The sequence below is a fragment of the Streptomyces tagetis genome (assembly GCF_018069565.1).
In the GTDB taxonomy this organism is placed as follows: Bacteria; Actinomycetota; Actinomycetes; order Streptomycetales; family Streptomycetaceae; genus Streptomyces; species Streptomyces tagetis.
The window spans coordinates 278,586-293,803 of record NZ_JAGPNL010000006.1 but is presented as its reverse complement, the minus strand read 5'-3'; the positions used below and the strand labels follow the sequence as shown (position 1 = coordinate 293,803).

General features: G+C 73.0%; 13 protein-coding genes and 1 pseudogene. 8 read left to right on the top strand and 6 right to left on the bottom strand.

Annotation, left to right across the window (positions count from 1 at the left end; genetic code table 11):
• The first annotated feature begins 278 nt into the window (after window positions 1-278).
• Window positions 279-476 (top strand): helix-turn-helix transcriptional regulator, encoded by a 198-nt coding sequence (locus J5Y05_RS22160; RefSeq protein ID WP_210874788.1) that lies wholly within the window; start codon window positions 279-281, stop codon window positions 474-476.
• 253 nt (window positions 477-729) lie between these two features.
• Here the strand turns inward: J5Y05_RS22160 and J5Y05_RS22155 are convergent, their stop codons facing one another.
• Window positions 730-1,767, bottom strand: a complete 1,038-nt coding sequence (locus J5Y05_RS22155; RefSeq protein ID WP_210874787.1) for a zinc-dependent alcohol dehydrogenase family protein — start codon at window positions 1,765-1,767, stop codon at window positions 730-732.
• Window positions 1,768-1,943: 176 nt separating this feature from the next.
• Between J5Y05_RS22155 and J5Y05_RS22150 the strand changes: the two genes are divergently transcribed.
• Both J5Y05_RS22150 and J5Y05_RS22145 read left to right on the top strand, forming a co-directional pair.
• Complete coding sequence (locus J5Y05_RS22150; protein ID WP_210874786.1) at window positions 1,944-2,183, top strand: heavy-metal-associated domain-containing protein; 240 nt, start codon at window positions 1,944-1,946, stop codon at window positions 2,181-2,183.
• A 104-nt stretch (window positions 2,184-2,287) separates the two neighbouring features.
• Window positions 2,288-4,540, top strand: coding sequence for a heavy metal translocating P-type ATPase (locus J5Y05_RS22145; RefSeq protein WP_210874785.1), 2,253 nt, complete (start codon window positions 2,288-2,290; stop codon window positions 4,538-4,540).
• Between the two features lie 715 nt (window positions 4,541-5,255).
• Here the strand turns inward: J5Y05_RS22145 and J5Y05_RS22140 are convergent.
• The 4 genes from J5Y05_RS22140 to J5Y05_RS22125 form a co-directional block, all read right to left on the bottom strand.
• On the bottom strand, window positions 5,256-6,545 hold the full coding sequence (locus J5Y05_RS22140) for a citrate synthase (RefSeq protein WP_210874784.1): 1,290 nt from the start codon (window positions 6,543-6,545) through the stop codon (window positions 5,256-5,258).
• A 266-nt stretch (window positions 6,546-6,811) separates the two neighbouring features.
• Window positions 6,812-9,070, bottom strand: a complete 2,259-nt coding sequence (recD2, locus tag J5Y05_RS22135; protein ID WP_210874783.1) for an SF1B family DNA helicase RecD2 — start codon at window positions 9,068-9,070, stop codon at window positions 6,812-6,814.
• Between the two features lie 43 nt (window positions 9,071-9,113).
• Complete coding sequence (locus J5Y05_RS22130) at window positions 9,114-9,299, bottom strand: DUF397 domain-containing protein (RefSeq protein WP_210874782.1); 186 nt, start codon at window positions 9,297-9,299, stop codon at window positions 9,114-9,116.
• A gap of 5 nt (window positions 9,300-9,304) precedes the next feature.
• Window positions 9,305-10,141, bottom strand: a complete 837-nt coding sequence (locus tag J5Y05_RS22125; protein ID WP_210874781.1) for a helix-turn-helix domain-containing protein — start codon at window positions 10,139-10,141, stop codon at window positions 9,305-9,307.
• Between the two features lie 218 nt (window positions 10,142-10,359).
• On the opposite strand from J5Y05_RS22125, the gene J5Y05_RS22120 reads away from it, so the two are divergent.
• From J5Y05_RS22120 to J5Y05_RS22100, 5 genes and pseudogenes are all read left to right on the top strand, one after another.
• Window positions 10,360-10,770: an ATP-binding protein gene (locus J5Y05_RS22120; RefSeq protein WP_210874780.1), complete on the top strand. Its 411-nt coding sequence runs from the start codon at window positions 10,360-10,362 to the stop codon at window positions 10,768-10,770.
• 448 nt (window positions 10,771-11,218) lie between these two features.
• Window positions 11,219-11,974, top strand: a complete 756-nt coding sequence (locus tag J5Y05_RS22115; protein ID WP_247615086.1) for a nucleotidyltransferase — start codon at window positions 11,219-11,221, stop codon at window positions 11,972-11,974.
• 119 nt (window positions 11,975-12,093) lie between these two features.
• Window positions 12,094-13,128: a LacI family DNA-binding transcriptional regulator gene (locus tag J5Y05_RS22110; protein WP_210874779.1), complete on the top strand. Its 1,035-nt coding sequence runs from the start codon at window positions 12,094-12,096 to the stop codon at window positions 13,126-13,128.
• Window positions 13,129-13,134: 6 nt separating this feature from the next.
• Window positions 13,135-13,337, top strand: a pseudogene (locus J5Y05_RS22105) (hypothetical protein); the annotation flags it as partial.
• 68 nt (window positions 13,338-13,405) lie between these two features.
• Window positions 13,406-14,308 carry a ribokinase gene (locus tag J5Y05_RS22100; RefSeq protein WP_210874778.1) on the top strand — a complete coding sequence of 301 codons (903 nt, stop codon included), beginning with the start codon at window positions 13,406-13,408 and terminating at the stop codon, window positions 14,306-14,308.
• A 77-nt stretch (window positions 14,309-14,385) separates the two neighbouring features.
• Here the strand turns inward: J5Y05_RS22100 and J5Y05_RS22095 are convergent, their stop codons facing one another.
• Window positions 14,386-15,198 (bottom strand): sugar phosphate isomerase/epimerase family protein, encoded by an 813-nt coding sequence (locus J5Y05_RS22095; RefSeq protein WP_210874883.1) that lies wholly within the window; start codon window positions 15,196-15,198, stop codon window positions 14,386-14,388.
• Window positions 15,199-15,218: the final 20 nt, after the last annotated feature.

Here is a 15,218-nt window from a genome sequence, read left to right as displayed (position 1 = left end):
CCGCCCTCGGCGTCCCCCGGACCCCCGGAGCCCCGCTGTCAACGCACCACGCCCGGGACCCGGTCCGCCGCTTTGCGGCACTCCTGTCACAAAGGCCCCCTTCCTGTCACACATGTCACGTGTACGCAGGTTTTCCGTCACACCCGGGAACGGCCGCCGACCGGCTCGGGCACGGCGCCGCCGGCCCGGCGAGGCTAGGTGATCGCCAGCGCTGCGCCCGGCTCCCCCCGGCGGCCGTCCCCGGTCGCCGCCGCGGCGCGCGCGGGGAGGTGCGACTCGTGACCGACCGAAGGCTCTGGTCCTACAAGGACATCGCGGCTCACATCCGGGTGCAGCCGGACACCGTGCGGTCGTACCGCAAGCACGGGCTGCTGCCGCAGCCCGACCACGTGGAGGGCGGCAAGCCGTACTGGTACGCGGACACGGTCCGGGCCTGGGTCGCCTCCCGCCCCGGCAACCGCACCCGCCGCGACTGACACGGCCGCGCGCCACGCCCGGCCCGGGGCCCCGGGCCGGGCGTGGCGCGCGGCCGGCGCGCGGGGGTTGGGGCCGGTCCGGGGCTGGCTGTGGGCCGGTCCGGGGTCGGTCCGGGGCTGGTCCGGGGCTGACTCTGGGCCGGTTCTGGGTCGGTCCGAGGCTGATCCGGGGTCGGTCCAGCCGCGGTCCGGGGCTGGTCCGGGGCTGACCCGGGGTCGTCCCGCCGAGGAGGCGGGGGCGCCGGGCCGGGGCCTACGGCGCGATGACGGTGACGCCCGCGCCCGGGGCGGAGCCCATCGCGGCGAGGGCGTCCGGGGCCTCCTCCAGGGTGATGGCGGAGGTCACCAGCAGGTCGGGGCGGAGCAGGCCCGCCCGGACGAGGTCCAGCATCGGCGGGTAGGCGTGGGCGGCCATGCCGTGGCTGCCGAGCAGCTCCAGCTCCAGGGCGACGGCGCGGGCCATCGGGACCGGCGTGGTGCCGTCCGCCGAGGGCAGCAGGCCCACCTGGACGTGCCGGCCCCGGCGGCGCAGGCCGTTCACGGAGGCCGCGCAGGTGACGGGGGAGCCGAGGGCGTCCAGGGAGAGGTGGGCGCCGCCGCCGGTGAGGTCCCGTACCGCCGCCGCGGTGTCCGCCACCGCCCCCGCCTCCACGCACTCCGCCGCGCCGAAGGACCGGGCCAGCTCCAGCGCCCGGGGCGAGACGTCGACGGCGACGACCCGCGCCCCCGAGGCCGCCGCGATCATCACGGCCGACAGTCCGACGCCCCCGCAGCCGTGCACCGCCACCCACTCCCCCGCCTTGACCGCGCCCTGGTGCACCACCGCCCGGAACGCGGTGGCGAACCGGCAGCCGAGCGAGGCGGCGGTCGCGTACGACACGCCCTCGGGGACGGCGACCAGGTTGACGTCGGCGTGGTCGAGGGCCACGTACTCGGCGAAGGAGCCCCAGTGGGTGAAGCCGGGCTGGGTCTGCCGCTCGCACACCTGCTGGTCGCCCGCCGCGCACGCCGGGCAGCTCCCGCAGGCGCACACGAAGGGCACGGTGACCCGGTCCCCGGGCCGCCATCCGGTCACCCGGCCGCCCACCGCCTCGACGACCCCGGCGAGTTCGTGGCCGGGCACGTGCGGCAGGACGATGTCCGGATCGTGCCCCTGCCAGCCGTGCCAGTCGCTGCGGCACAGGCCCGTCGCCTCGACGCGGACGACCACGCCGTGCGGCGCCGGCGCCGGGTCGGGCACCTCGCGCACCCCGGCCGGCTCCCCGAACCTCTCGAACACCACCGCGCGCATCCCGCGCCCCCTCTCCCGTCCCGGCTCACCCTGCCCCCGCATTCTGCGCCGACGCCCGCCGCAGCGGGGGGCCGGGTCACGCGCCCGCATACCCCCTAGGGGTACAGTGGGAGACGTGGTCCCCCACCGGATCACGGGTACTCGACCCTGCACGCCTCCCGACCAGGAGTAACGACATGACCTCTCCGACCGACACCCAGGGCTCCGTCACCACCGTCTACAAGGTGAGCGGGATGAGCTGCGGCCACTGCGAGGGCGCCGTCTCCGGCGAGATCTCCGAGATCCCCGGCGTCGTCTCGGTGAAGGCAGTCGCCCCCGCCGGCGAGGTCACCGTCGTCTCCGCCGCCCCGCTCGACGAGGCGGCCGTCCGCGCCGCGGTGGACGAGGCCGGCTTCGAGCTGACCGGCACCGCCTGACCCGCCCGCCCAGCCCCGCCCACAGCCTTCCGGCCGGGCCGGGGCGACCGGCTCGCGACAACCGGCCGCTCCCGGTCCGGCGGACCCCCTGGAGTCACCGGACCATGACCAGCACCACCGAGGCAACGCCCACCGCCACCGCACCGGACCTCGCCGAGGCCGAGCTGCTCATCGGCGGGATGACCTGCGCCTCCTGCGCGGCCCGCGTCGAGAAGAAGCTCAACCGCATGGACGGCGTCACCGCCACGGTGAACTACGCGACGCACAAGGCGCGGATCACCCACCCCGCCTCCATCGGCGTCGCCGACCTCATCGCCACCGTCGTCAAGACCGGCTACACCGCCGAGGAGCCCGCGCCCCCGGCACGGGCCGCCGACGAGACCCCGCCGGGCGGCGCCGAGGACGATCCCGAACTCGCCGGCCTGTGGCAGCGGCTCCTCGTCTCGCTGCTCCTGGCCACCCCCGTGGTGCTGCTCGCGATGGTGCCGGCGCTCCAGTTCGACAACTGGCAGTGGCTCTCGCTCACCCTCGCCGCGCCCGTCGTGGTCTGGGGCGGGCTCCCCTTCCACCGCGCCGCCTGGTCCAACGCCCGGCACGGCGCGGCCACCATGGACACGCTGGTCTCGCTGGGCACGCTGGCGGCGTTCGGCTGGTCCCTGTGGGCGCTGTTCTTCGGGGACGCGGGCATGCCGGGCATGCGGCACGGCTTCGACCTGACCGTCTCCCGCGCCGACGGCGCCTCCGCGATCTACCTGGAGGCCGCCGCCGGCGTCACCGCCTTCCTGCTCCTCGGCCGCTGGCTGGAGGCCCGCTCCAAGCGCCGCGCCGGGGCCGCGCTGCGCGCCCTGATGGAGCTGGGCGCCAAGGACGTGGCCGTGCTCCGCGACGGGCGCGAGGTGCGGGTGCCGGTGGCCCGGCTCGCCGTCGGGGACCGGTTCGTGGTCCGGCCCGGGGAGAAGATCGCCACCGACGGCACCGTCGTCGAGGGCACCTCGGCCGTGGACGCCTCCCTGCTGACCGGGGAGTCGGTACCGGTCGACGTGGCCGTCGGCGACTTCGTCACGGGCGCCACCGTCAACGCCGGGGGCCGGCTGGTCGTGGAGGCCACCCGGATCGGTTCGGACACCCAGCTCGCCCGGATGGCGAAGCTGGTGGAGGACGCGCAGAGCGGCAAGGCCGAGGTGCAGCGGCTCGCCGACCGGGTCTCCGCGGTCTTCGTCCCCGTCGTCCTGGTGATCGCCGCCGCCACCTTCGGCGGCTGGATGGCCGCCTCCGGCGACACCGTCGCCGCGTTCACCGCCGCCGTCGCCGTGCTGATCATCGCCTGCCCGTGCGCGCTGGGCCTCGCCACGCCGACCGCCCTGCTCGTCGGCACCGGGCGCGGCGCCCAGCTCGGCATCCTCATCAAGGGCCCGGAGGTCCTGGAGTCCACCCGGCGCGTGGACACCGTCGTCCTGGACAAGACCGGCACCGTCACCACCGGCCGCATGAGCCTCCAGGAGGTCGTCGCCGCCGAGGGCACCGACCCCGGGGAGCTGCTGCGCCTCGCGGGCGCCGTCGAGCACGCCTCGGAGCACCCGGTGGCCCGCGCCGTCGCGGCCGGCGCCGAGGAGCGGGTCGGCACGCTGCCGCCGGTGACGGAGTTCGTGAACGTGCCGGGCCGGGGCGTGCGCGGGCGCGTCGAGGGCCGCGAGGTGGCCGTGGGGCGCCTGTACGACACGCTGCCGCCGGAGGTGGCCCGCGCCCGGGACGAGGCCGAGGGCGCCGGGCGCACGGCCGTCGTGGTGGGCTGGGACGGCACGGCGCGCGGGGTGGTCGCGGTGGCCGACGCGGTGAAGGAGACCAGCGCCGAGGCGGTGGCCGAGCTGCGCCGGCTCGGGCTCACGCCGGTGCTGCTGACCGGTGACAACCGGCGCGTCGCACAGTCCGTCGCCGACTCGGTGGGCATCGACGAGGTGATCGCGGAGGTGCTGCCCGAGGAGAAGGTCGACGTGGTCCGGCGGCTGATGGCCGAGGGCCGTACGGTCGCCATGGTCGGCGACGGGGTCAACGACGCCGCCGCGCTCGCCACCGCCGACCTGGGGCTCGCCATGGGCACGGGCGCGGACGCGGCGATCGAGGCGGGCGACCTGACGCTGGTCCGCGGGGACCTGCGGGTGGCCGCGGACGCGATCCGGCTCTCCCGGCGGACCCTCACCACCATCAAGGGGAACCTGGTGTGGGCCTTCGGCTACAACGTGGCCGCGCTGCCGCTGGCCGCGGCGGGGCTGCTCAACCCGATGATCGCCGGGGCGGCGATGGCCTTCTCCTCGGTCTTCGTCGTGACCAACAGTCTCAGGCTTCGCGCGTTTCACTGAGGTTCAAGGGGAAATGCCTCTGGAGTCCGGCACGCACCTCACATAAGCTCTTCACAAGGCTCGCGCATCTTCCTTACGGTCGGGTCTCGTTCGGCGTATCGGGACCGTCGGCCACGTAACGGACAGATTCGGGAGACGCAGATCACAGTGATGTGAACGTAACCATCGAAGGGGCTCGAAGGTCTAAGTTGGCGATGTCAGGGAGCGTCTTGGGGGGCGCGACCTGACGTCTGGGGATGTCTTGGGGGACTTTCCCAGAGATGCGTTGCCGGGACACGTACACCGGGAAGCTTTGAGCGGCCCTCCCGGGTGCGCGTCCCGGCAGACCGCACACAGCAGGAGTACGGCGAGTTTCGCTCGTTGTGCTCACACAGCGATTCAGGCGCTGTTCTCACAGACGCCCGGCCGGATCCCGTGGGGGGAATCCGCACCGGGACATGGGAAGGCGCCCTGGTCGTCGGCCCGTGGGGGGACCGACGCACCGGGGCGCCTTCTCCCATTCCCGGGGAAAGGCCCGCTCCGGCGTCCGGGGCACTTCACGGCTGGCAACCCGGGTTCGGGCCTTCACGGGTGACGACCCGGGGGCCGCGCGTTGCGGGTGACAACCGAGGTCCGGGCTCCTCACGGTGACAACCCGGTTCACAGACACAGGCAGGGCCCCGTGTCCCGCCGGGGGCGGGACACGGGGCCCTGGAAGCCTCGTCGCGGCGCCGGGTCAGCGCTGCTCGACCGGCACGAAGTCGCGCTCGACGACGCCCGTGTAGATCTGACGCGGGCGGCCGATGCGGGAGCCCGGCTCCTTGATCATCTCGTGCCACTGGGCGATCCAGCCCGGCAGCCGGCCGAGCGCGAACAGGACCGTGAACATCTCGGTCGGGAAGCCCATGGCCCGGTAGATCAGGCCGGTGTAGAAGTCGACGTTCGGGTAGAGCTTGCGCTCGGTGAAGTAGTCGTCCGAGAGCGCGTGCTCCTCCAGCTTCAGGGCGATGTCCAGCAGCTCGTCGGACTTGCCCAGGGCGGAGAGCACATCGTGCGCCGCCGCCTTGATGATCTTCGCGCGCGGGTCGAAGTTCTTGTAGACCCGGTGGCCGAAGCCCATCAGACGGACGCCGTCCTCCTTGTTCTTCACCTTGCGGATGAAGGAGTCGACGTCGCCGCCGTCGGCCTGGATGCCCTCCAGCATCTCCAGCACCGACTGGTTGGCACCGCCGTGCAGCGGACCCCACAGGGCCGAGATGCCGGCGGAGATCGAGGCGAACATGTTCGCCTGGGAGGAGCCGACCAGGCGCACGGTGGAGGTCGAGCAGTTCTGCTCGTGGTCGGCGTGGAGGATGAGGAGCTTGTCCAGGGCCGCGACGACGACCGGGTCCGGCTCGTACTCCTGGGCGGGGACCGAGAAGGTCATGCGCAGGAAGTTCTCGACGTAGCCGAGGTCGTTGCGCGGGTAGACGAACGGGTGGCCGATCGACTTCTTGTAGGCGTAGGCCGCGATCGTCGGGAGCTTGGCGAGCAGCCGGATGGTGGAGAGGTTGCGCTGGCGCTCGTCGAACGGGTTGTGGCTGTCCTGGTAGAACGTGGACAGCGCCGAGACCACCGAGGAGAGCATGGCCATCGGGTGGGCGTCGCGCGGGAAGCCCGTGTAGAAGTTCTTGACGTCCTCGTGGAGCAGCGTGTGCTGCGTGACGCGGTGCTTGAACGCGCTCAGCTCGTCGACGGTCGGCAGTTCGCCGTTGATGAGCAGGTACGCCACCTCGAGGAAGGTGGAGCCCTCCGCGAGCTGTTCGATGGGGTAGCCGCGGTACCGGAGGATGCCGCCCTCGCCGTCCAGGTACGTAATCGCGGATTTATAGGCGGCGGTGTTCCCGTAACCGCTGTCCAGCGTCACCAGACCGGTCTGGGCGCGGAGCTTTCCGATGTCGAAGCCCTTGTCACCGACGGTGCTGTCGATCACCGGGTAGGTGTACTCGCCGTCGCCGTACCGCAGTACTACAGAGTTGTCGCTCACGTCTTCCCTCACCGACGTAGTGCCTCATCTTCGAGGTGCCCTGACTGTCTCTACCATCCCCCACTTGGCCCATGTGAGTGCACTCGGGGTCGACCATCGGGCCTATCGGCGGCACTGAGTGCCGCCAACTTTCTCATCCTGCCCCCTCCGCGGCACTTCGGGAAGGGCTCTGTGACCTTCGTGACTCATTTGATCGATCATTTTTCCCGCGGCCGGGGCAGGCGCCCGTCAGCGGCCCTCCGGACGGGTCCCCGGAGCCGGACCGGTCAGGCACCCGCGCCGGTGAGCCGGAAGTCGAGCGCCGTGCACCGCCGTCCGGCCGACACCGTGCGCACCGCCTGTCCGATCGCCTTGCGGGAGCCGACGAGGACGACCAGCTTCTTCGCCCGGGTGACCGCCGTGTAGAGCAGGTTGCGCTGGAGCATCATCCAGGCGCCGGTGGTGACCGGGATGACGACCGCCGGGTACTCGCTGCCCTGGGAGCGGTGGATGGTCACGGCGTAGGCGTGGGCCAGTTCGTCGAGTTCGTCGAAGTCGTAGCCGACCTCCTCGTCCTCGTCGGTGCGGACGGTGAGGCGCTGGTCCACCGGGTCGAGCGCGGTGACGACGCCGACGGTGCCGTTGAAGACGCCGTTCTCGCCCTTCTCGTAGTTGTTGCGGATCTGGGTGACCTTGTCGCCGACGCGGAACACCCGGCCGCCGAACCGCTTCTCCGGCAGGTCGGGCCGGCCCGGGGTGACGGCCTGCTGGAGGAGCCCGTTGAGCGTGCCCGCGCCGGCCGGACCCCGGTGCATGGGAGCGAGGACCTGCACGTCACGGCGGGGGTCCAGGCCGAAGCGGGCCGGGATGCGGCGGGCGGCGACGTCCACGGTGAGCCGGCCGGCCGCCTCCGTGTCGTCCTCGACGAAGAGGAAGAAGTCCTTCAGGCCGTCGGTGAGCGGGGGCCGGCCCGCGTTGACGCGGTGCGCGTTGGTCACCACGCCGGACTCCTGGGCCTGGCGGAAGACGCGGGTGAGCCGGACGGCGGGGACCGGGCCGCCCTCGGCCAGCAGGTCCCGCAGCACCTCCCCCGCGCCGACGCTGGGCAACTGGTCGACGTCCCCGACGAAGAGCAGGTGCGCGCCGGGCGGCACGGCCTTGACCAGCTTGTTGGCGAGGAGCAGATCGAGCATGGACGCCTCGTCGACCACCACGAGGTCGGCGTCGAGCGGCCGGTCCCGGTCGTAGGCGGCGTCACCGCCGGGCTTCAGCTCCAGCAGCCGGTGCACGGTGGACGCCTCCGCGCCGGTCAGCTCGGAGAGCCGTTTGGCGGCCCGTCCGGTCGGGGCGGCCAGGACGACCTTCGCCTTGCGGGCGCGGGCCAGTTCCACGACCGAGCGGACCGTGAAGGACTTGCCGCAGCCGGGGCCGCCGGTGAGCACGGCGACCTTCTCGGTGAGCGCGAGGCGTACGGCCGCCTCCTGCTCCGGCGCGAGGTCGGTGCCCGTACGCCCCTTCAGCCATCCGAGCGCCTTCGTCCAGTCCACGTCCCGGAAGCCGGCCATCCGGTCCTCCCCGGTGCGCAGCAGGCGCAGTACCTGGGCGGAGAGGGAGAGTTCGGCGCGGTGGAAGGGGACCAGGTAGACGGCGGTGACCGGGCCCTCGCCGTCCGGGCCGGGGACCTTCTCCCGGACCACGCCGGGGTCCTGGCCCTCCTCCGGTACGGCGGCCAGGTCGGCCAGGCACTCGATGACCAGGCCGGTGTCGACCTGGAGCAGTTTCACCGCGTCGGCGATGAGCCGTTCCTCGGGGAGGTAGCAGTGGCCCTGGTCGGTGGCCTGCGACAGGGCGTACTGGAGGCCCGCCTTGACCCGCTCCGGGCTGTCGTGCGGGATGCCGACCGACTGGGCGATGCGGTCGGCGGTGAGGAAGCCGATGCCCCAGACGTCGGCGGCGAGCCGGTAGGGCTGGTTCTTCACGACGGAGATCGAGGCGTCGCCGTACTTCTTGTAGATGCGCACGGCGATGGAGGTGGAGACCTCGACGGTCTGGAGGAAGAGCATGACCTCCTTGATCGCCTTCTGCTCCTCCCAGGCGTCGGCGATCTTCCTGGTCCGCTTGGGGCCGAGGCCGGGGACCTCGATCAGCCGCTTGGGCTCCTCCTCGATGACGGTCAGGGTGTCGAGGCCGAAGTGCCGGGTGATCCGGTCGGCGAAGACCGGTCCGATGCCCTTGACCAGGCCGGAGCCGAGGTAGCGCCGGATGCCCTGGACGGTGGCGGGCAGGAGCGTCGTGTAGTTCTCGACGTGGAACTGCTTCCCGTACTGGGGGTGCGACCCCCAGCGGCCCTCCATCCGCAGCGACTCGCCCACCTGGGCGCCGAGCAGCGCGCCGACGACGGTGAGCAGGTCGCCGGCGCCCCGGCCGGTGTCGACCCGGGCGACCGTGTACCCGTTCTCCTCGTTGGCGTACGTGATCCGCTCCAGCACCCCTTCGAGCACGGCGAGCCGCCGCTCCCCCGGGGATTCCCCCACCTGCTTGCCCATACGCCCGACGGTACCGGTGGGGTGGGACAGGGTGGCCGCGACCTCAGCGCCGGGAACGCTCCTTGAGAGCGTCGAGGAAGGAGGCGAACGCCTCCGACGGGAAGGTGAGGGTGGCTCGGACTGGGGCCTTGCTGTCGCGGACGGCGACCCGCATGGTCGACGCGGCTACCTCCACGCACTCGTTGCCGTCGCCCGGACCCGAGTAGGACGACTTCCGCCAGGTGTCCATGGGCCTCAGAACTCCTTCGCCAGGCTGTGGATGAAGTCACGCGACCGTCCCGGGTCGAGTGACGCGGCCTCCACCTTAAGAAAGCTCGTTCGGTAAGTGTTGAGCTGAGCCTCGGAATCAATGAAGACCGAGCCGTGCAGCGCGTCACGGACCACGGTGTCCAATCTGGGCAAGGGACCGCCCACGTAAGTCATCGTGCTGGAGGCTCCGGCGAATCCATCCAGGTCGAAGGGGATGACGCGCAAGGTGACGCGTTCCGCCTCGGAGAGCTCCAGAAGCCGCGCGAGTTGCGCCCGTGATGTGGCACGGTCGCTGACTCTGATCCGGAGTGCCGCCTCGTGGATCACCACTTCGTAGGGGGTGGTGAACCTCTGCCGCGCCGCTCGGTGCTGGATGCGCAACTCCAGCTCCTCGGAGGTCAGTTCCGGCAACCTGGCAGAGAAGACAGCACGTGAGTAGTCCTCGGTCTGGAGCAGCCCCGGCACATACAGGATCGCCACGTGCCGAAGGAACCTGGCGTGGTGCTCCAGCTCTGACAGATCTAGGAACGACGTGGGCAGGAAACCGCGGTACTCCTCCCACCAGCCATTTGTCCGCTCGGTGGCCATCGTCACGAGGGCGTCGATGAACTCCTCGTCGGTGCACGCGTAGTGGGAGGCGAGGCGGCGAACTCGCTGCTCGCTCACACCCGCGAGCGCGGACTCGATGTGGGTGATCTGAGCAGGGGCCACACCGAGCAGAATGGCCGCTTGGCGAGAGTTGAGCCCCGCAGCCTCACGAAGTCTGCGCAGTTCGGTTGCCAAGCGCGCCTGGCGTGCCGTTGGTTCGCGCCTCTTCACCATCGACTGGCCCTCTTCACAGATCTGTTGCCGCGACTCATTCGGCGTCAGATTACGCGATCGACTTGCCGCGTCCCTAAATTTAGATCTACCGTCAGTGACGCGACGCACACCGTGCGACACCGGGCCACCGGAAGCGCACCGCTCCGTCCTGCTGCGACGGCTGCGGCAATGACACCGGACGCGCCCCCTTCCCCCTCCTTCCGAAAACGGAGTCCCGCATGCCCGAAAACGAGTCCTGGGAGTACTCCCTCTCCATCCCCAACGACCTTCGCGCCGTGACCATCAGCCGCCGCACCCTGCGCCTGATTCTGACCATGCACGGACTGATCCGGCTCGTGGACGTCGCGGAGCTGCTCGCGGCGGAGCTGATCTCCAACGCCGTACGGCACACCAAGGGCCCTGCCGCCCTCCGCGTCCGCTGGTCGCCGCCGGGCACGCTGCGCATCGGGGCGTGGGACACGGACCCCGAACCGCCCAAGCCTCGGGTACCGCCGGGACCGACGGAGGAGCCGGAGGAGGGACGGGGGATGGCGCTGGTGGTGGCCTGCGCCGACGGATGGGGCTGGCATCCGCTGGTGGGGCAGGGCAACCGAGGCAAGTACGTGTGGTGCGAACTGGCGGCGGCCTGAAGGTCCCCGAAGCACGCGGCCACCCGCCGCCGCCGGGATTCGCCGGTGAGGTCGCCTCGCTCCGTCAGCGGTTCAGGAGGTTTCCCGCCGTATGCCGGTACGTTTCTCGAGGTTGCACCGCGTAGAAGCCGTCGTCAAAGCACTTTGCGCGCACCCGGGTTCGCGAGCACCACGACGACGACCCGGTTGCCACGCCGGTCTGCCTGGTCGGCCTGATCAACGCGGCCGACCGGCCGGCCGTGCTCGCCCACCGGCGGGGCGGCTCGTACGAGGCAGGGCGTTCTCCGCGACGCTCGACCGACCCGGGCCCCCGTCCCCGTCCGCGACCGCGCCGGGCGCCGCCGGGGCGCGCCGGTCCCGGGCACGCCGGTCCCGGGCGCGCGGCCCTGGCGGCGCCCGTTTCGCCGACGGAGGCATGGCGGACCGCTCCGTGCAGGAGACTGACCGTATGACAGACGACGTCACAGGGTGGGTGCTGGAGCGGTTCGCCGGGGGGCTTCGGGGGGTGCCGGCGGTGGTGGCCCTGTGGGCGCACGGGTCGTGGGCCGGGGGTGACCACCGGCCGGGGATCAGCGACCTGGACCTGGTCGCCGTGACCGAGCGCGCCCTCACCGGCGCCGAGGGAGAACGGGTCGTCGCGGTGCACCGGGGGCTCGCCGAGGAGTTCCCGTCGGCGTCCGCGGTGCACTGCGCCTACGTGGCGGCCGACGCCTGGGGCGACCTCGGGCGGGAGCATCCCGCCTGGGCCCACGGGGAGTTGATGCGCCGACCGGTGACCGCGGTGACCCGCGTCGAGCTGCACCGGTTCGGCCGGGTGCTGTACGGGCCGCCGCCCGCGGAGTTCGTACCGCCCGTCGGCGACCGGCAGCTCGCCGGGTTCGTCGTCGAGGACCTCCGCTCCTTCTGGCGGCCTGCCCTCGACCACCCGGAGCGGTGGCTGCGGGACGTGTGGGTGGACCTCGGGCTGCTCACCCTGGCGCGGGCGAGCGTGACCCTGGAGAGCGGGCGGCTGATCACCAAGGCCGAGGCGCTCGACGTCCTGACCGCCCTGGGCGCCCCCGGCGAGGTGGTGGACGACATCCGGCGGCGCCGGTACGGGCGCCCCGCCCCTGCCCCGGCGCTCCGGCCGGACCGGCGAGCCGGGCTGACCCGGGGCTTCCTCGGGCCCGCGATCGACGAGGTGGTGGCCCGCCACCGGCCGTAGAACCCCTCCTCCCCCGCACATCACGATTCGGTCTCGGGACTCTCCAGGGTCTTGCCGCGCGGCCGTGTAATCGATTCCAATCCCTTGTGTAATCGATTACACGAGGGACTGGAGCAGCGATGGCGAGTATCAAGGACGTCGCCGCCGAGGCCGGTGTGTCCGTCGCGACGGTCTCGCGGGCGCTCAACGGCCACCCGTCCGTCAGCCCCGCCGCGCGCGCACGCGTACTGGCCGCCGTCGAGACGCTCGGCTACCGCCCCAACGCCGTCGCCCGCTCGCTGCGCACCCACCAGACCCGCACCCTCGGCCTGGTCATCAGCGACGTGCTGAACCCGTACTTCGCCGAACTGGCCCGCTCCGTCGAGGAGGAGGCCCGCGCCCTCGGGTACAGCGTGATCATCGGCAACGCGGACGAGCGGCCCGACCTCCAGGACCACCACGTGGCGACCCTGCTGGACCGCCGCATCGACGGGCTGCTGGTCTCCCCCACCGACGGCGGCTCCCCCGGCATGCTGGACGCCGTGCGCGCGGGCACGCCGATGGTCTTCGTCGACCGCTGGCTGCCCGGCGTGGACGTGCCCGTGGTCCGTTCCGACGGGCGCAAGGCCGTGCGGGACCTCGTGGCGCACCTGCACGCCCTCGGCCACCGCCGCCTCGCCATCATCGCCGGGCCCGCCGCGACCACCACCGGCCGCGAACGCGTGGACGCCTTCCGGGAGGCACTGGGCGCCTACGGGCTGCCGCTGCCCGACGCGTACATCGGCCAGGGCGACTTCCAGGCGGGCAGCGGGCGCCGGGTCACCGAGGGGTTCCTCGCCCTGCCCGAGCCGCCCGAGGTCGTCTTCGCCGCCGACAACCTGATGGCGCTCGGCGCGCTGGACGCGATCCGGGCCCGCGGGCTTCGGGTGCCGGACGACATCGCGCTGGCCGCCTTCGACGACATCCGCTGGTTCGTGCACACCGACCCGCCGATCACCGCCATCGCCCAGTCCACCGGCGAGCTGGGCCGGGCCGCGGTGCGCGCGCTGGTCGACCGCATCGGGGGCAGGCCCGGCGAGTCCGTGACCCTGCCGGCCCGGCTGGTCCCCCGCCGCTCCTGCGGCGAGCCGGACCCCGCACGGTCCCCGTCCCCCGTACGAAGGAGTACGCCGTGAGCGGGCGGGACGCCGGGCGGGCCGAAGGCGGTCGAGGCGGGCGCCTTGTCCGCGTCGGTCGCCCAGCGGGCGAAGGAACTCGGCAGGATCGCCGTGCGCGACGCGCTGCGCGCCGCCGGGGGCGAGGACACGGGGGCGACGGTGAAGGTGCCGGTGAAGTGCCGGTGAAGGTGGTCACGCGCGGGAACGTGGCCGGCTTCGACGGCTGATCCGGCACGGCAGGCAACATCAGGGCAGTACGGGCCCGTACGCGTACGGGGAGATCCGGGAGAGAACGATGTACGACTACGATCTGCTGGTCGTCGGCTCGGCCAACGCCGATCTGGTGATCGGCGTCCAGCGGCGGCCGGGCGCCGGCGAGACGGTGCTCGGCACGGACCTGGCCGTCCACCCGGGCGGCAAGGGCGCCAACCAGGCGGTGGCCGCCGCCCGGCTCGGCGCCCGTACGGCGCTGCTGGCCCGGGTCGGCGACGACGACCACGGCAGGCTGCTGCTGGACTCGCAGCGGGCGGCCGGGGTGGACACCTCCGGGGTGCTGGCCGGCGGGGCGCCGACCGGCGTGGCCCTGATCACCGTCGACCCGTCCGGCGACAACAGCATCGTCGTCTCGCCGGGCGCCAACGGCCGGCTGACCCCCGAGGACGTGCGCGCGGCCCGGGACCTCGTCCGCTCCGCGCGGGTGGTCTCCACCCAGTTGGAGATCCCGCTGGAGACGGTCGCCGAGGTGGCCCGGAACCTCGGGCCCGGCAGCCGTCTCGTCCTCAACCCGTCCCCGCCGCAGCCGCTGCCGCCGGAGGTGCTGGCCGCCTGCGACCCGCTGATCGTCAACGAGCACGAGGCCCGGGTCATCCTCGGCGACCGGGAGGCGGGGGAACGGCCCGAGGACTGGGCGCGGGCGCTGCTGGCGACCGGGCCGCGCTCCGTGGTCGTCACGCTGGGCGCCGAAGGGGCCCTGGTGGCCTCGGCGGCGGGCGAGGCCCGGGTGCCGTCCGTGCGGGTGCGGGCGGTCGACACGACGGGCGCCGGGGACGCCTTCGCCGCGGCGCTCGGCTGGCGGCTGGGCACGGGCGCCTCCCTCACGGAAGCCGCCGCCTACGCGGCCCGGGTGGGCGCGGCGGCCGTCACCCGGCCCGGGGCGCAGGTGTCGTACCCGACGGCGGCCGAGGTCGACGCGCTGTGAGGGGGGCGGGGTACTCCTGCGAACGGGGCGTGCTGCCCGGGGATCTCTTCCGCCGGGCGAGACCGCCGTTCCCCCGCCTACTCCGGTGCCTCCTCTCCCGCGTGGGTGAGGAAGCGCGCGGCCGTCTCCGCCAGGACCTCCCGGCCGTCGCGGGCCCACAGCTCCTCGTTGAACAGCTCGACCTCGATGGGCCCGGTGTACCCGGCCGCCTCCACCAGGCGCCGCCACCGGCGCAGGTCCACCGCGCCGTCGCCGAGCCGGCCGCGGCCGTTGAGGACGCCCTCGGGCAGCGGGGTGGTCCAGTCGGCGAGCTGGAAGGTGTGGACGCGCCCCGCGGCACCCGCCCGCCCGACCTGCTCCGGCGCCCGGTCGTCCCACCAGACGTGGTACGTGTCCACCGCCACGCCCACCCGGTCCGCCGGGAAGCGTTCGGCGAGGTCCAGGGCCTGGGCGAGGGTGGAGACCACACAGCGGTCGGAGGCGAACATCGGGTGCAGCGGCTCGATGGCGAGCCGGACCCCGTGGTCACCGGCGTACGGGGCGAGTTCGGCGAGGGCGTCCGCGACGCGCTCCCGCGCCCCGCGCAGGTCCTTGTCCCCGGCGGGGAGGCCGCCCGAGACCAGGACCAGGGTGTCGGTGCCGAGCGCGGCGGCCTCGTCGACGGCCCGGCGGTTGTCGGCCAGGGCCTTCGCGCGCTCGCCCGGGTCGGTCGCGGTGAGGAAACCGCCCCGGCACAGGGTGGTGACGGCGAGGCCCGCGTCGCGGACCAGCCTCGCCGCCGCCTCCACCCCGTACTCCTGGACCGGCTCCCGCCACAGGCCGACCTTGCCGATGCCCAACGCCTGGCAGGCGTCGGTCAGTTCGGGCAGGGAGAGCTGCCGTACCGTCATCTGGTTGACCGAGAAGCGCT

Bases quoted from the DNA above. Each gene is read 5' to 3' on its own strand.
- J5Y05_RS22155 (WP_210874787.1), bottom strand. From the start codon at position 1,767: ATGCGCGCGGTGGTGTTCGAGAGGTTCGGGGAGCCGGCCGGGGTGCGC.
- J5Y05_RS22150 (WP_210874786.1), top strand. From the start codon at position 1,944: ATGACCTCTCCGACCGACACCCAGGGCTCCGTCACCACCGTCTACAAG.
- J5Y05_RS22145 (WP_210874785.1), top strand. From the start codon at position 2,288: ATGACCAGCACCACCGAGGCAACGCCCACCGCCACCGCACCGGACCTC.
- recD2 (WP_210874783.1), bottom strand. From the start codon at position 9,070: ATGGGCAAGCAGGTGGGGGAATCCCCGGGGGAGCGGCGGCTCGCCGTG.
- J5Y05_RS22130 (WP_210874782.1), bottom strand. From the start codon at position 9,299: ATGGACACCTGGCGGAAGTCGTCCTACTCGGGTCCGGGCGACGGCAAC.
- J5Y05_RS22125 (WP_210874781.1), bottom strand. From the start codon at position 10,141: ATGGTGAAGAGGCGCGAACCAACGGCACGCCAGGCGCGCTTGGCAACC.
- J5Y05_RS22120 (WP_210874780.1), top strand. From the start codon at position 10,360: ATGCCCGAAAACGAGTCCTGGGAGTACTCCCTCTCCATCCCCAACGAC.
- J5Y05_RS22115 (WP_247615086.1), top strand. From the start codon at position 11,219: ATGACAGACGACGTCACAGGGTGGGTGCTGGAGCGGTTCGCCGGGGGG.
- J5Y05_RS22110 (WP_210874779.1), top strand. From the start codon at position 12,094: ATGGCGAGTATCAAGGACGTCGCCGCCGAGGCCGGTGTGTCCGTCGCG.
- J5Y05_RS22100 (WP_210874778.1), top strand. From the start codon at position 13,406: ATGTACGACTACGATCTGCTGGTCGTCGGCTCGGCCAACGCCGATCTG.
- J5Y05_RS22095 (WP_210874883.1), bottom strand. From the start codon at position 15,198: ATGACGGTACGGCAGCTCTCCCTGCCCGAACTGACCGACGCCTGCCAG.